General features: G+C 61.6%; 14 protein-coding genes. 8 read left to right on the forward strand and 6 right to left on the reverse strand.

The features are described 5' to 3' along the window. Window positions 1–34: 34 nt before the first annotated feature. The 3 genes from lon to HZR81_RS09825 all read left to right on the forward strand — a co-directional run bounded on the left by lon (window position 35) and on the right by HZR81_RS09825 (window position 4,893). Window positions 35–2,431, forward strand: a complete 2,397-nt coding sequence (gene lon / locus HZR81_RS09815; protein WP_500127983.1) for an endopeptidase La — start codon at window positions 35–37, stop codon at window positions 2,429–2,431. 130 nt (window positions 2,432–2,561) lie between these two features. Continuing rightward, a complete protein-coding gene (hupB, locus tag HZR81_RS09820) occupies window positions 2,562–2,834 on the forward strand; it encodes a nucleoid-associated protein HU-beta (RefSeq protein WP_003282502.1) in 273 nt (90 codons plus the stop codon). A gap of 202 nt (window positions 2,835–3,036) precedes the next feature. Beyond that, window positions 3,037–4,893, forward strand: coding sequence for a SurA N-terminal domain-containing protein (locus HZR81_RS09825; protein WP_156245871.1), 1,857 nt, complete (start codon window positions 3,037–3,039; stop codon window positions 4,891–4,893). Between the two features lie 66 nt (window positions 4,894–4,959). Here the strand turns inward: HZR81_RS09825 and HZR81_RS09830 are convergent, their stop codons facing one another. The 6 genes from HZR81_RS09830 to pqqA (HZR81_RS09855) all read right to left on the reverse strand — a co-directional run bounded on the left by HZR81_RS09830 (window position 4,960) and on the right by pqqA (HZR81_RS09855) (window position 9,007). Next, on the reverse strand, window positions 4,960–5,685 hold the full coding sequence (locus HZR81_RS09830) for a beta/alpha barrel domain-containing protein (protein ID WP_500127984.1): 726 nt from the start codon (window positions 5,683–5,685) through the stop codon (window positions 4,960–4,962). Between the two features lie 112 nt (window positions 5,686–5,797). After that, window positions 5,798–6,898, reverse strand: a complete 1,101-nt coding sequence (gene serC, locus HZR81_RS09835; protein WP_500127985.1) for a 3-phosphoserine/phosphohydroxythreonine transaminase — start codon at window positions 6,896–6,898, stop codon at window positions 5,798–5,800. Beyond that, window positions 6,879–7,382, reverse strand: coding sequence for a urate hydroxylase PuuD (locus tag HZR81_RS09840; RefSeq protein ID WP_063543006.1), 504 nt, complete (start codon window positions 7,380–7,382; stop codon window positions 6,879–6,881). The genes serC and HZR81_RS09840 overlap by 20 nt, the downstream gene beginning before the upstream one ends. A gap of 85 nt (window positions 7,383–7,467) precedes the next feature. After that, window positions 7,468–8,613 carry a pyrroloquinoline quinone biosynthesis protein PqqE gene (gene pqqE, locus HZR81_RS09845; RefSeq protein ID WP_500127986.1) on the reverse strand — a complete coding sequence of 382 codons (1,146 nt, stop codon included), beginning with the start codon at window positions 8,611–8,613 and terminating at the stop codon, window positions 7,468–7,470. Continuing rightward, the gene (gene pqqD, locus HZR81_RS09850) at window positions 8,582–8,875 is read right to left on the reverse strand and encodes a pyrroloquinoline quinone biosynthesis peptide chaperone PqqD (RefSeq protein WP_031298283.1); all 294 of its coding nucleotides are present in this window, start codon (window positions 8,873–8,875) and stop codon (window positions 8,582–8,584) included. The genes pqqE and pqqD overlap by 32 nt, the downstream gene beginning before the upstream one ends. 57 nt (window positions 8,876–8,932) lie before the next feature. Beyond that, entirely contained in the window at window positions 8,933–9,007 is a 75-nt protein-coding gene (pqqA, locus tag HZR81_RS09855) for a pyrroloquinoline quinone precursor peptide PqqA (RefSeq protein WP_003296405.1), read from the reverse strand. A gap of 409 nt (window positions 9,008–9,416) precedes the next feature. Between pqqA (HZR81_RS09855) and exaC the strand changes: the two genes are divergently transcribed. From exaC to pqqC, 5 genes are all read left to right on the forward strand, one after another. After that, entirely contained in the window at window positions 9,417–10,937 is a 1,521-nt protein-coding gene (exaC, locus tag HZR81_RS09860) for an acetaldehyde dehydrogenase ExaC (RefSeq protein WP_500127987.1), read from the forward strand. Between the two features lie 213 nt (window positions 10,938–11,150). Continuing rightward, window positions 11,151–12,269, forward strand: a complete 1,119-nt coding sequence (locus HZR81_RS09865) for an oxidoreductase (RefSeq protein WP_500127988.1) — start codon at window positions 11,151–11,153, stop codon at window positions 12,267–12,269. A gap of 153 nt (window positions 12,270–12,422) precedes the next feature. Further along, entirely contained in the window at window positions 12,423–12,494 is a 72-nt protein-coding gene (gene pqqA / locus HZR81_RS09870; RefSeq protein ID WP_003253598.1) for a pyrroloquinoline quinone precursor peptide PqqA, read from the forward strand. A gap of 49 nt (window positions 12,495–12,543) precedes the next feature. Continuing rightward, entirely contained in the window at window positions 12,544–13,455 is a 912-nt protein-coding gene (gene pqqB, locus HZR81_RS09875; protein ID WP_500127989.1) for a pyrroloquinoline quinone biosynthesis protein PqqB, read from the forward strand. Window positions 13,456–13,531: 76 nt separating this feature from the next. After that, window positions 13,532–14,284, forward strand: a complete 753-nt coding sequence (pqqC, locus tag HZR81_RS09880) for a pyrroloquinoline-quinone synthase PqqC (protein WP_045666518.1) — start codon at window positions 13,532–13,534, stop codon at window positions 14,282–14,284. Window positions 14,285–14,331: the final 47 nt, after the last annotated feature.

Here is a 14,331-nt window from a genome sequence, read left to right on the forward strand (position 1 = left end):
TTTACCGCCGTATGGCCGTCGTAGAGCTGAATTTATGAAGACAACCATCGAATTGCCCCTTTTGCCGCTGCGAGACGTGGTGGTCTATCCGCACATGGTGATCCCGCTATTCGTTGGCCGTGAGAAATCCATCGAAGCCCTCGAGTCCGCCATGTCCGGCGACAAGCAGATCCTGCTGGTTGCGCAGAAGAATCCGGCGGACGACGATCCGGCCGAGGACGCGTTGTATCGCGTTGGTACGGTCGCCACCGTATTGCAACTGCTGAAGCTGCCGGACGGGACCGTCAAGGTACTGGTCGAGGGGGAGCAGCGCGGCGCCATCGAGCGCTTCGCCGACGTGGACAACCATTGCCGCGCAGAGGTCTTGCTGATCGAAGAGGCCGAAGTCGAGGCCCGCGAATCCGAGGTCTTCACCCGTAGCCTGTTCAGCCAGTTCGAGCAATACGTCCAGCTTGGCAAGAAGGTTCCGGCAGAGGTTCTGTCCTCACTAAGCAGCATCGACGAGCCTGCCCGCCTGGTGGATACCATGGCGGCGCACATGGCGCTGAAGATCGAACAGAAGCAGCAAATTCTCGAGATTACCGACCTGCCGGCGCGGGTCGAGCATGTGCTGGCGCTGCTGGATGCGGAAATTGATCTGCTGCAGGTGGAAAAGCGCATTCGTGGTCGCGTCAAGAAGCAGATGGAGCGCAGTCAGCGCGAGTACTACCTGAACGAGCAGATGAAGGCCATTCAGAAAGAACTCGGCGACATCGATGAAGGCCATAACGAAGTCGATGATCTGAAGAAGCGCATCGAGAACGCTGGCCTTAGCAAGGACGCCTATACCAAGGCCCTGGCCGAACTCAACAAGCTCAAGCAGATGTCGCCTATGTCTGCAGAGGCGACGGTGGTTCGCACCTATATCGACTGGCTGGTGAATGTGCCATGGAAGGCCGCCAGCAAGGTGCGGCTGGATCTTGCCAAGGCTGAGGAAGTGCTCGACGCCGATCATTATGGCTTGGAAGAGGTCAAGGACCGCATCCTCGAATATCTCGCCGTGCAGAAGCGCGTCAAGAAATTGAAGGGGCCTGTGCTCTGCCTGGTTGGCCCTCCCGGGGTCGGTAAGACCTCCCTGGCTGAGTCGATCGCGCGTTCGACCAATCGCAAGTTCGTGCGCATGGCATTGGGCGGCGTGCGGGACGAAGCGGAAATCCGTGGTCACCGTCGTACTTACATCGGTTCCATGCCTGGGCGCCTGATCCAGAAGATGACCAAGGTTGGCGTACGTAACCCGCTGTTCCTGCTCGACGAAATCGACAAGATGGGCAGCGACATGCGCGGTGATCCGGCTTCGGCGCTGCTCGAGGTGCTGGATCCGGAGCAGAACCATAACTTCAACGATCATTATCTGGAGGTCGACTATGACCTCTCGGACGTTATGTTCCTCTGCACCGCTAACTCGATGAACATACCGGCACCGTTGCTCGATCGCATGGAAGTCATCCGCCTGCCGGGCTATACCGAGGACGAGAAGGTCAACATCGCCACACGTTATCTGGCACCCAAACAGATCGAGGCCAATGGTCTGAAGAAGGGTGAGCTGGAGTTCCAGGAAGGCGCTATCAGGGACATCATCCGCTACTACACCCGCGAGGCCGGTGTCCGCAGTCTTGAGCGCCAGCTGGCCAAGGTGTGCCGCAAGGTGGTTAAGGAGCATGCGGCCGAGAAACGCTTCCAGGTGGTTGTGGACGCCGATTCTCTCGAGCATTTCCTGGGTGTGCGCAAGTTCCGCTACGGTCTGGCTGAGCAGCAGGATCAGATCGGCCAGGTGACAGGCCTGGCCTGGACGCAAGTTGGCGGTGAGCTCCTGACGATCGAGGCCGCCGTGGTTCCGGGCAAGGGGCGGTTGACCAAGACAGGCTCGCTCGGCGAAGTGATGGGCGAGTCGATCACAGCTGCGTTGACGGTCGTTCGCAGTCGCTCGACCAGTCTGGGTATAGCAGCAGATTTCCACGAGAAGCAGGATATCCACATTCACGTCCCGGAAGGTGCAACTCCCAAGGATGGCCCCAGTGCCGGTATTGGTATGTGCACAGCGCTCGTATCGGCTCTTACGCAAATCCCGGTGCGCGCAGATGTCGCAATGACCGGTGAGATTACATTGCGTGGACAGGTACTCGCCATTGGTGGGCTCAAGGAGAAACTTCTCGCGGCGCATCGCGGCGGGATCAAGACAGTCATCATTCCGGAAGAGAATCAGCGTGATCTGAAAGAGATTCCTGAAAATATTAAGCAGGACCTGCAGATTAAACCGGTTAAGTGGATTGACGAGGTCCTGCAAATTGCGCTGCAATACGCGCCGGAGCCCTTGTCCGATGCGGCTCCCGAGATTGTTGCAAAGGATGACAAGCGCGAGCCTGATTCCAAGGAGCGAATCAGCACGCATTAGTCTGGATGGCCACGTTGACACATTTCAGGTGCCCTTGTTTAATCGGCCTCTTGTGTCATTGCCATCTAGCACCGCTTTGCTTACACCCGAAAATTAAAGATACGACTCAACAGAAATAAGGGGACTTAGAGTGAACAAGTCGGAACTGATCGATGCCATCGCTGCATCTGCTGATATCCCAAAAGCTGTTGCTGGCCGCGCGCTGGATGCAGTGATCGAATCCGTCACCGGCGCCCTGAAGGCAGGTGACTCCGTGGTACTGGTTGGTTTCGGTACTTTCGCTGTCAAGGAGCGCGCTGCTCGCACTGGTCGCAATCCGCAGACCGGCAAGCCGATCAACATCGCCGCTGCCAAGATCCCTGGCTTTAAGGCTGGCAAAGCTCTGAAAGACGCCGTCAACTAAGCGTTTTTCACCCAGCCAGTCAGCATGCGCTGCTCTGGCTTGGGGCGGTTGCAGGGCGGGCAGGGGCTGCCCGATCCGGCTTGGGGGAATAAGCCCAACCGCTCCATAAGCTCCGAGAAGGCGCATCCCTGGATGCGCCTTTCTTTTATCCGGTTTCCACCCGCGTTGCGCACCCATCGCGCCGCAGACTCCTGGGGGTCGCATGCTTCAGAACATCAGGGACAATTCTCAAGGCTGGATAGCCAAGACCATCATCGGCATCATCGTGGTGCTGCTGGCGCTCACTGGTTTCGACGCCATCTTCAATGCCGCGAGCAACAGCCAGACTGCAGCCGAAGTCAATGGCGAAGAAATCTCCCGCTACGACCTCGATCAGGCGATGAATATGCAGCGGCGGCAGCTGGCTCAGCAGCTGGGTAGCGACTTCGACCCCTCCATGCTCGACGAGCGCCTGCTGCGCAACGCAGCGCTCGGCTCGTTGATTGACCGGATGCTGCTCTTGCAGAGCGCCAAGAGCGCCGACTTCGCTTTTTCCCGTGAGGCGCTCGACCAATTGATCCTGCAGACACCCGAGTTTCAGGTGGACGGGGTCTTCAACGCTGCGCGTTTCGACCAGGTCCTGCAGCAAATGGGTTATTCCCGTGTTCAGTTCCGTCAGCTTCTCGAGCAGGAAATGCTCATCGGTCAGCTGCGTGCCGGCATCTCCGGCACCGGTTTTGTAACCGATCAACAGGTCGAGAACTTCGCGCGGTTGGAGATGCAGACGCGGGATTTCGACACGCTCACCGTCCCGGCTCGCAGTGACACGATAGAGGTCAGCGACGAGCAGATCAGCGAGTACTACGAGGCCAACGCCGATCGGTTCCGTACCCCCGAGCAGGTCATCGTCGAATACGTCGAGTTGAAGAAGGAGTCATTCTTCGACCAGGTCGAGGTGTCTGATGAGGAGCTGCAGGCGCTCTACCAGAAGCAGATCGCCAACCTGGCGGAGCAGCGCCGCGCCGCGCATATCCTCATCGAAACCGGTGCAGAGTCGGGCGATGACGAGGCCAAGGCCAAGATCGACGAGATTGCTGCGCGTGTGAAGGGTGGGGAAGATTTCGCCGCCGTCGCCAAGGAGGTTTCGCAGGACCCAGGTTCTGCCAAAGAAGGTGGCGATTTGGGCTTCGCAGGACCTGGCGTATACGACCCAGCGTTCGAAGAAGCGCTTTACGCGCTGAAGGAAGGGGAAGTATCGGCGCCGGTCCGGTCCGAATTCGGCTGGCATATTATCAAGCTGCTCGGTGTTCAGTCGCCGGAAGTGCCTTCCCTCGAGAGCATGCGGCCCGAGCTGGTTCGCGAGCTCAAGGCGCAGCAGGTCGAACAACGTTTCGTCGAAGTCAGCAAGCAACTGGAAGACTCTGCGTTCGAAGCATCCGATCTTGCTCAGCCTGCGCAGGAACTCGGTTTGATGGTGCAGACCACCGAGCCGTTCGGGCGTGACGGTGGACAAGGCATCGCTGCCAATCGCCAGGTTGTCCAGGCTGCATTCAGCGACGAAGTGCTGGTCGATGGGGCCAACAGTAGCGTCATCGAACTTGACCCTGACACATCCATCGCTCTGCGTGTGAAAAAGCATCTGCAGCCGGCAGCCATTCCGCTTGCCGATGTACGTGACGATATCGTCGAGCAGCTGCAGCAGAGTCTGGCTGCCGAGCGCGCCCGCGAGAAGGGCGAGCGGCTGCTGGCCGATCTGCGCGATGGCAAGCAGACTGATGGCCAATGGCAGACGATCGAGGCGGCTGGCCGGAACCAGGAGGGCGTTGCACCGGCACTGCTGCAGCAGGTGTTCCGCATGCCTCGCCCGGCAGAGCAGGGCAAACCGAGTTACGCAGGTGTCGCCTTGAGCAATGGCGACTATGCCGTGGTGCGGCTCAATGGCGTCAACGAGCCTGAAGCCTCGTTGTCCGACGAGGAGAAGCTGAATTTCCGGCGTTTCCTCGCCTCCCGGATGGGACAGCAGGATTTCGCTGCGTTCCGCCAGAAGCTACAGGCCCAAGCGGAAATCGAACGCTTCTGACAGCCATGACAGCCTGAGCCGATGCGACAACGCCCCGAACCATTCGGGGCGTTTTCTTTTCTGACCTCAACGCAGAAGGCGCCGCGCTACCCAGGGGCCCTGACGCAAAAGCGCAGCGTGAATCTGAACAAGACGGGCACCCGCCTGCAGGCGCGCCGCCAGGTGCTCCGCGGTCTGGATTCCACCAACCGACATCAGCGCTATGTCGTTGCCGCAGAATCGATGCAACTGTTCGATCTGTTCGCAGGCAAGCGCCTGTTGATGCTCGTTGCGCCAGGCGTCGTAGCGCTGTCGTGTGGCTGGCGGCCCCGGATCATGAGCCGCCAGTACGCCGTCATAGCTCAGCTCCAACAGCAAGCCCGTCAAAGAGAAGGGAATCTGTCCGGGCAGACAACGCAGTTTCACCGCCAGTGGTACGTGGCGGCCGGCTGAATGATTCAGCACTTGCTGTTCCTCGCGCAGCGCAACGAGCAGCCCCCGCAGCCGTGCGGGTTGATGCAGCAGCGGTGCGCTTGCTGGGCCAATCAGATTGAGCATCAGGTAGTCGGCCTGCCGCCACGCATTCCGCAGCTGGCCACGGCATTCGGCCGATGAGTTTCTCGCATCCAGTGTCAGGTTGATCCCTAGTAGCGCAGGGCCTTGCGGAATGTCGCCGAGGTCATTGGTTTGCGCTGCCGTCAGGCTGCCGATCTCGGTGAAGCCGAAACCCAGGGTGGCGACGCGCCGTGCCAGACGTCCGTTTCGATCAAAACCGGCAGCGATTCCAAGAGGAGAGCGGAAGCTCAGTCCCATTGCCGCGACCGGCTGTGTGAGGTCGCCCCGGGTAACGCTGCAGGCAGCGCTGGTGATACCTAGCGCAAGACGCTGCAGTGCCCTGCGGCCGAGCATTCCCCAGCGTATGTCGCTATCCATGCTGCCGCTCGAATGCTGTCATGAACGAAACCAGCCGCCGGACCCCTGCCACTGGCATGGCGTTATAAAGGCTGGCCCGCACACCGCCGACGGCGGAATGTCCAGCCAGATTGGCGAGACCGTTCTGCGCTGCGTCCTGTAGGAAGGTTTCGACAAGCGCCGTATCAGCAAGCTGGAAACAGACGTTGATCGCCGAGCGATCCTGGCGACGCTGCAAGCATTTGAAGAGGCGGCTGCCGTCTATGTATTCATATAGCAACCGGCTTCGGCTTCGTGCCGCTGCCGCCATCGCCTCAAGCCCGCCGTTACGCCTGATCCAGCGCAGCATCAAGCCGGTCACATAAAGGGCGAACGTCGGAGGTGTGTTCAGACGACTCCGATGCTCTGCCTGCATGGCGTAGCTGAAAACGTTGGGGAGCCCCTTGGACGGCACATGCAGCAGATCGTCGCGCACGATGACGACGCATAAGCCGGACACGCCCAGATTCTTCTGTGCGCTGGCATAGATCAGCCCGAAGCGTTCGACTGGAATCGGACGGGTCAGGAAATCGGAGGTCATATCGGCCACCAGTGGCACGGCTAGGCGAGGGAACTCCTGCATCTGCAGTCCGTTGCCGGTCTCGTTGCTGGTGATGTGGCAGTACCCGGCTCCAGGGGCGAGCCGCCAGTGATCAAACGCCGGGATGGCGGTAAAAGCCTGATCCGCACCGCTGGCAATGACGCTCACCTCGGCGTTGCGACGGGCTTCACGAATTGCCTTGCCGGCCCAGTACCCGCTCTCCACGTAGGCGGCGTGCTGCCCAGGTTGCAACAGGTTGAGCGGCAGCAGGCCGAACTGCGCACTGGCTCCGCCCTGCAGAAACAGTACGTGATAACCGTTGGGAATCCGCAGCAGCCCGCGCAGATCATCTTCCACTTCTGCCATGAGTCGCTTGAAGAGCGGCCCGGTAAAGGGCTGCTCGAGTATCGAAAAGCCGGTGTCGCCCCAGCTCGGCAGCTCCTCGCGGATCTGCGCCAACACCTCGGCCGGAAGCATCGCCGGCCCTGCGGCGAAGTTGTAGCGCTCGGGCCGCTCAGAAGAGATGCAGGCCATGGCCACCAGCCGCCATCAGGAACAACAACGGGAAAGACAGGATGGTATTGCTGCGTGACGAGAGAAAGGTGATGCGTGAGCAGCGCACGCGCTCCTCGAGCGTCGCCGGAACGAAGCCCAGCAGCTTCTTCTGATGCGGCCACAGCACCAGCCAGAGGTTGAGCAGCATCAACGTGCCGATCCAGGCGCCAAGACCGATCACAGCAAGCGGCCCTTGCAGTAGCAATGCATCGGCAAGCCAGCCGCGTTGCCAGAGCATGGCCATCCCGGACAGCCACACCACCACAGACGCATAGCGGAAAATGCCGTGCTCTCGCTTCATTCGCACTTCCAGATCGCGATTCAGCGTGGCGGTGTCGATGCCGTTCTGCAGCGGTACGAAGCGGGGGTTCTGGATGAAGTTGGCGTAGTTATGACCAATCCAGACCAGGGCGAACAGCAGGTGGGCATAGCGTGCCAGCACGTCGATAACAGGCAGTTGCATGGCTCAGCCCACCAGCCAGTAACGCAGCAGCAAATAGCAACCGAGGGTCAGTGAAAGCCCGGCGCTTATGGTCCCGGCAAAGGAATCATGAGGCAGCTTCATAATCGACTCCCTGGCTGGCCTGTCGGGCGATCAGCGTGCCTTGCGGGCGCGCGGCGTCTTGCGCGAGGTCTACGGCCTGGCGAATCAGATGATGATGCGGGGATTTATTGCAGGCCGGATCGGTGTTGGCGCCGTTGCCGGTCAACAGCAGCGCCTGACAACGGCAGCCGCCGAAATCCTTCTCCTTGTCATCACAGCTGCGGCAGGGTTCGGGCATCCAGGTGTCGCCACGGTAGAGGTTGAATACCGGCGAGTCGTGCCAGATCTGCTCCAGCCGTTGCTGCCGCACGTTGGGGAAGGTGAGGTCTTTGAAGTTGCTGGCCTGGGAGCAGGGCAGCACGTTGCCGTTTGGCGCGATGGTGACGTGAATGGCGCCCCAGCCGTTCATGCAGGCCTTGGGACGACCTTCGTAATAGTCAGGGATGACGAAGAAGATGGTCAGGCGATCACCGAACCGCTTGCGTGCCTTGCGCACCTCATCTTCGGCTTTCTGCAGTTCGGCATGGGTCGGCATCAGCGCGTCGCGGTTGAGCAGCGCCCAGTTGTAGTACTGCACGTTCGCCAGCTCGAGGTACTCGACTCCCAGTTCGACGGCGAACTCGATGATGTCCGGCACCTGAGCGATGTTCTGCCGGGTGATCGGTACGTTGAGCACCATGGGAAAGTCCATTGACTTGATCAGGCGTGCCATGCCGAGCTTGCGCTCCAAGACATCGACGCCGGCCAGCTGACGTGCCACGTCACGGTCGGTGGACTGGAAACCGAGCTGGATGTGGCGTAGTCCGGCATCCTTCAGGGCGCGTAGGCGCGCCTCGGTCAGTCCAATGCCGGAAGTGATCAGGTTGGTGTAGTAGCCCATGCGGTCAGCCTCGGCGACCAACGTTTCGAGGTCCTTGCGCAGCGTGGGCTCGCCGCCAGAGAAGCCGATCTGCATCGCACCCATGGCGCGGGCCTGGGCCATCACGTCGATCCACTCGGCGGTGCTCAACTCATCCTGACGGTAATCGGCAAAGTTGCGTGGATTACTGCAGAACACGCACTGCAACGGGCATTGGTAGGTCAGCTCCAGTAGCAGCCAGACCGGGTTGCCGCTGCCGTCAAGCCTTAACTCGGATCCAGCCCTTGCCATGGGACACCTCCAGGAAGTTCAGGACGCCGTTGCGAATCGTGTCGGCGTCGGATGCGTTGTAGCTGAGGGCCAGCTGGTCGATCAGCTCGGCGACGCTGGTCTTGCCATCGCAGCGCTGCAGAATCTCGCCGCCGGTGGCGTTCAGCTTGACGATGCCTTCGGGGTACAGCAGCACGTGGGCATGCTGTGAGTCTTCCCAGCGAAAGAGGAAAGGCGGGCGGATCTCGTAACAGCTGGCGGGCAAAATTTTTGTCGTTGTAATCATGTCCATCCTCGCTCGACCGGCGTGAAGCCATGTGCGATCACGCCGGTCAGGGGCTCAGCGTACGTAGACGTACGCAGTGACTTCGAAGCCCAGACGCAGGTCGCAGAAGTCCGGATTGATCCACTGCATGGCGTATCTCCTCATTGGTTGGTGTCAGGAAAAGCAATGTCGCACCCCGAAGCTAAGGCGCTTTGCCACGGCGACTAATAAGACTTTGGGGTTGGTTTTGCCGGCTTTTGGTCGCGCTTTTCTTGCGTTGCGGGAGAATTTGCGCTGTGGGTCGGTGTCCTTGTTCGGCGTCATTTTTAAGGTGCTATTCAAGGCCTATTCTGCTCGGCTTTTTTCTCCCGCTTCGGCCTGCCCGAACCAATCGCAAACCGCCATCAACGCTGCCTCTGCGCCTTGCCATCTACTACCAAATGAGGAGCCCTCCGCTACCATGGGTGCATACCGGAGCGAAGACCCCACTGCCTAAGATCGGTCCATGTCCTGAGCCGTGTCTGGCGCAGGCTCCACAAGCAGAAGAGAGAGGCCCAACATGATCTACGCCCAACCCGGTACTCCAGGCGCCGTCATTTCCTTCAAGCCGCGTTACGGCAACTACATCGGCGGTGAGTTCGTCCCGCCGGTCAAGGGCGAGTATTTCGTCAACACCTCGCCGGTCAACGGTGAAGTCATCGCCGAATTCCCGCGCTCGGGTGCCGAGGACATCGAGAAGGCGCTAGACGCCGCCCACGCCGCCGCCGATGCCTGGGGCAAGACCTCGGTTCAGGACCGCGCCCTCATCCTGCTCAAGATCGCCGATCGCATCGAAGCCAACCTCGAGCAGCTGGCCATCGCCGAGACCTGGGACAATGGCAAGGCCGTGCGCGAGACCCTGAACGCCGACGTACCGCTGGCCGCCGATCACTTCCGCTACTTCGCCGGCTGCATCCGCGCACAGGAAGGCAGCGCCGCCGAAATCAACGAGCACACCGCTGCTTACCACTTCCACGAGCCGCTGGGCGTGGTCGGCCAGATCATTCCGTGGAACTACCCGCTGATGATGGCGGCCTGGAAACTGGCGCCTGCTCTGGCTGCCGGTAACTGCATCGTGCTCAAGCCGGCCGAGCAGACCCCGCTGTCGATCATGGTCTTCGCCGAAGCCATCCAGGATCTGCTGCCTGCCGGCGTACTGAACATCGTCCAGGGCTTCGGTCGTGAAGCGGGTCAGGCGCTGGCCACCAGCACCCGTATCGCCAAGATCGCTTTCACTGGCTCGACTCCGGTTGGCTCGCACATCATGCGTTGCGCTGCCGAGAACATCATTCCGAGCACCGTGGAGCTGGGCGGCAAGTCGCCGAACATCTTCTTCGAAGACATCATGAACGCCGAGCCTGCCTTCATCGAGAAGGCCGCCGAAGGCCTGGTGCTGGCCTTTCTCAACCAGGGCGAAGTCTGCACCTGCCCGTCGCGCGCACTGATCCAGGAATCGATCTACGAGCCCTTCATGGAAGTGGTGATGAAGAAGATCAAGGCCATCAAGCGCGGCAACCCGCTGGATACCGACACCATGGTCGGCGCCCAGGCGTCCGAGCAGCAGTTCGACAAGATCCTCTCCTACATGGACGTGGCCAAGCAGGAAGGTGCGCAGATCCTCACCGGCGGCGCCGCCGAGAAGCTCGAAGGCAGCCTGTCCACCGGTTACTACGTGCAGCCGACCCTGATCAAGGGCACCAACGACATGCGCGTGTTCCAGGAAGAGATCTTCGGGCCGGTGGTAGGCGTGACCACCTTCAAGGACGAGGCCGAAGCGCTGGCCATCGCCAACGACACCGAGTTCGGCCTGGGTGCCGGCGTCTGGACCCGCGACATCAACTGTGCCTACCGCATGGGTCGCGGCATCAAGGCCGGTCGCGTCTGGACCAACTGCTACCACCTGTACCCGGCTCACGCCGCCTTCGGTGGCTACAAGAAGTCCGGGGTCGGCCGTGAAACCCACAAGATGATGCTCGACCACTATCAGCAGACCAAGAACCTGCTGGTCAGCTACGACATCAACCCGCTGGGCTTCTTCTGATCTGAACGGCCCCGGCGCGTCCGCTCCAGCGCGCCGGTCTTTGCAAGGCACCAACAGGTGCAAGGCTGCCGCAGGCCTCCCTCCCGTGCACCCGGCAGCCTTATTGCGACGCGGCTTCGGCCGCGTTCTTTTTTGCCCGGTCATCGTCCGCGGCGAACTCGCAGTCCCCCTCGCGCCTCTGAAGCTGCATGTGCAACTGCAGGAGAGCGGCGCATGCCCCGCCTATTCGACACCTTCCAACTCAAGCACCTGACCCTGCGCAACCGCGCCGTGGTCGCACCCATGACCCGCGTCAGCGCCGAGCCGGACGGCCTGGCCAACGAGCTGATGCGCGACTATTACCAGTCCTTCGCCGAGGGCGGCTTCGCCCTGCTGATCAGCGAAGGCACCTACACCGACACCGAGTACAGCCAGGGCTACTTCAACCAGCCCGGCCTGGCCACCGAGCGGCAGCGCGACAGCTGGAAGCCGGTGGTCGAGGCCGTGCATGCCGCTGGCGCGGCATTTATCGCCCAGCTCATGCACGGCGGTGCGCAGACCCAGGGCAACGCCCACCATGCCCGGCACGTCGCGCCCTCGGCCGTGCAGCCCGGCGGCCAGCAACTGGCCTTCTATGGTGGCGAGGGGCCCTATGCCACGCCGGCGGAAATGAACGAGGAGGAGATCGGCCAGGCTGTCGACGGCTTCGTCCGTTCGGCCCTGCATGCCCGCGAGGCGGGGTTCGATGGGGTCGAGCTGCACGCGGCCAATGGCTACCTGCTGCACGAGTTCCTCAGTGCCGAGTTCAACCAGCGCAGCGACCGCTGGGGCGGCGACTTCAAGGCCCGCCTGGCGCTGCCGCTGGCGGTGCTGCGCGCGGTGCGCCAGGCGCTGGGCGAGGATTTCATCGTCGGCATGCGGCTGTCCCAGGGCATGGTGACCAACGGCCGGCTGAAGTGGGACGGCGGCGTGGAGGAGGCCAGGATCCGCTTCGCCACGTTGGCCAACGCCGGGCTGGACTACCTGCACGTCACCGAGTTCGACATCACCCAGCCGGCCTTCGGCGAAGGGCCGAGCCTGGCGGCGATCGCCCGCGCTAGCGTGCCGATCCCGCTGATCGGCAACGGCGGCATCCGTACCGGTGAGCAGGCCGGGACGCTGCTCGAGCAGGGTGCCATGGACCTGGTGGCGATCGGCAAGGCGGCGCTGGCCAACCACGACTGGCCGCGGCGCATCCAGGCCGGCGCCGGGCTGGCCGAGTTCGATCAGGCGATGTTCCAGCCCATGGCCACGCTGACCAACGAGCTGGCCTGGCGCAATGCCAATGATCGCCCGGCCAGCGTGCGCCAATAGCATGTGCTTGACTGTGCAATGCACCGGAGGCATGCAGCCGGCCCTACCAAGGCAGGCTGCGGTCTCCTTCCAAAGTACCATTCTGCTCATGCCGAACCGGGTGCTTAATGAGGTTGCCGGAATCGTCCGGCATACAAGAAGAGGATCGACCCCATGTGGACCAAACCCGCCTTCACCGACCTGCGCATTGGCTTCGAAGTAACCATGTATTTCGCCAATCGTTGATTGGTCATGCCCCGGCCATGCCGGGGCTTCGTCTTTCTGGAGCTGCCCTATGCTCGTAAGGATCCTGGGTTCCGCCGCGGGCGGCGGCTTCCCTCAGTGGAACTGCAATTGCGCCAACTGCGCCGGCCTGCGCGCCGGCACGCTCAATGCGAAGGCGCGTACCCAGTCGTCGATCGCCATCAGTGATAACGGTGTCGACTGGATTCTGTGTAATGCCTCGCCGGACATCCGCGCTCAGCTGGAGTCGTTCCCGACGCTGCAGCCGGCCCGTGCGCCACGCGATACCGCCATCGGTGCCATCGTTCTGCTGGACAGCCAGATCGATCACACCACCGGCCTGCTGACCCTGCGTGAGGGCTGCCCGCATGAGGTCTGGTGTACCGAGATGGTCCATCAGGATCTGACCACCGGGTTCCCGCTGTTCAACATGCTCGAACACTGGAACGGCGGCTTGAAATGGAACCCCATCGCCCTGACCGGCAGCTTCACCATTCCCTGTTGCCCGAACCTGCACATCACGCCGATTCCGTTGCGCAGCTCCGCGCCGCCATATTCGCCCCACCGCAATGACCCGCATCCCGGTGACAACATCGGCCTGCTGATCGAGGACCGCAAAACCGGTGGCACGTTGTTCTATGCGCCGGGGCTGGGCAAGGTCAGCGACGAACTGCTGGAAACCATGCGCCAGGCGGATTGCCTGCTGGTCGACGGCACTCTGTGGCGTGATGACGAAATGCTCGTGCGCGAGGTCGGCACCAAGCTCGGCAGCGAGATGGGACACCTGCAGCAGAGCGGCCCAGGGGGCATGATCGAGGTGCTCGACGGCATGCCCGCGGTTCGCAAGATCCTCATCCACATCAACAACACCAATCCGATCCTCGATGAAGATTCCGTCGAACGCGAAATCCTCGGCGAGCATGGAATCGAAGTGTCCTTCGATGGCATGAACATCGAGCTATAGCACCCGAATCGCGGCCTTCAGCCGCCTGGTGCTGCGATACGAACATCGGAACGATAAGAAAAGGAAAGACACTGCCATGATCCTGCCAGCCATGAGCCCCGCGGAATTCGAACAGGCGCTGCGCGCCAAGGGCGAGTACTACCATATCCATCACCCGTTCCACCGGGCCATGTACGCCGGGCAGGCGACACGCGAGCAGATTCAGGGCTGGGTCGCCAACCGTTTCTACTATCAGGTCTGCATTCCGGTGAAGGATGCGGCGATCATGGCCAACTGCCCGGATCGCGACACCCGTCGGGAGTGGATCCAGCGCATCATCGATCACGACGGCGCGCCGGGGGAAGAGGGAGGTATCGAAGCCTGGTTGCGACTCGCCGAATCCGTCGGCCTGGATCGCGAGCAGGTCCTGTCGCAGGAACTGGTGCTGCCAGGTGTGAGGTTCGCCGTGGATGCCTACGTCAACTTCGCCCGTCGCGCCAGCTGGCAGGAGGCCGCCAGCAGCTCGCTGACCGAGCTCTTCGCCCCGACGATCCACCAGTCGCGCCTCGATAGCTGGCCGCAGCACTATCCTTGGATCGATGCCTCCGGCTACGACTACTTCCGCAAGCGCCTGAAGGAAGCCCGCCGCGATGTCGAGCACGGTCTGCGGATCACCCTGGAGCACTACCGCACCCGCGAGGCGCAGGAGCGTATGCTGGAGATCCTGCAGTTCAAACTCGACGTGCTCTGGAGCATGCTCGACGCCATGAGCATGGCCTACGAACTGGATCGCCCGCCGTACCACACCGTGACCCGCGAGCGTATCTGGCACAAGGGCGTCAGCCTGTAGGCACGCGTTCCGTGGGCAGATCCTGCCCACCCATGAGGCATCCGGCC

This window comes from Pseudomonas sp. LM13, assembly GCF_041381355.1.
Lineage (GTDB): Bacteria > Pseudomonadota > Gammaproteobacteria > Pseudomonadales > Pseudomonadaceae > Stutzerimonas > Stutzerimonas frequens.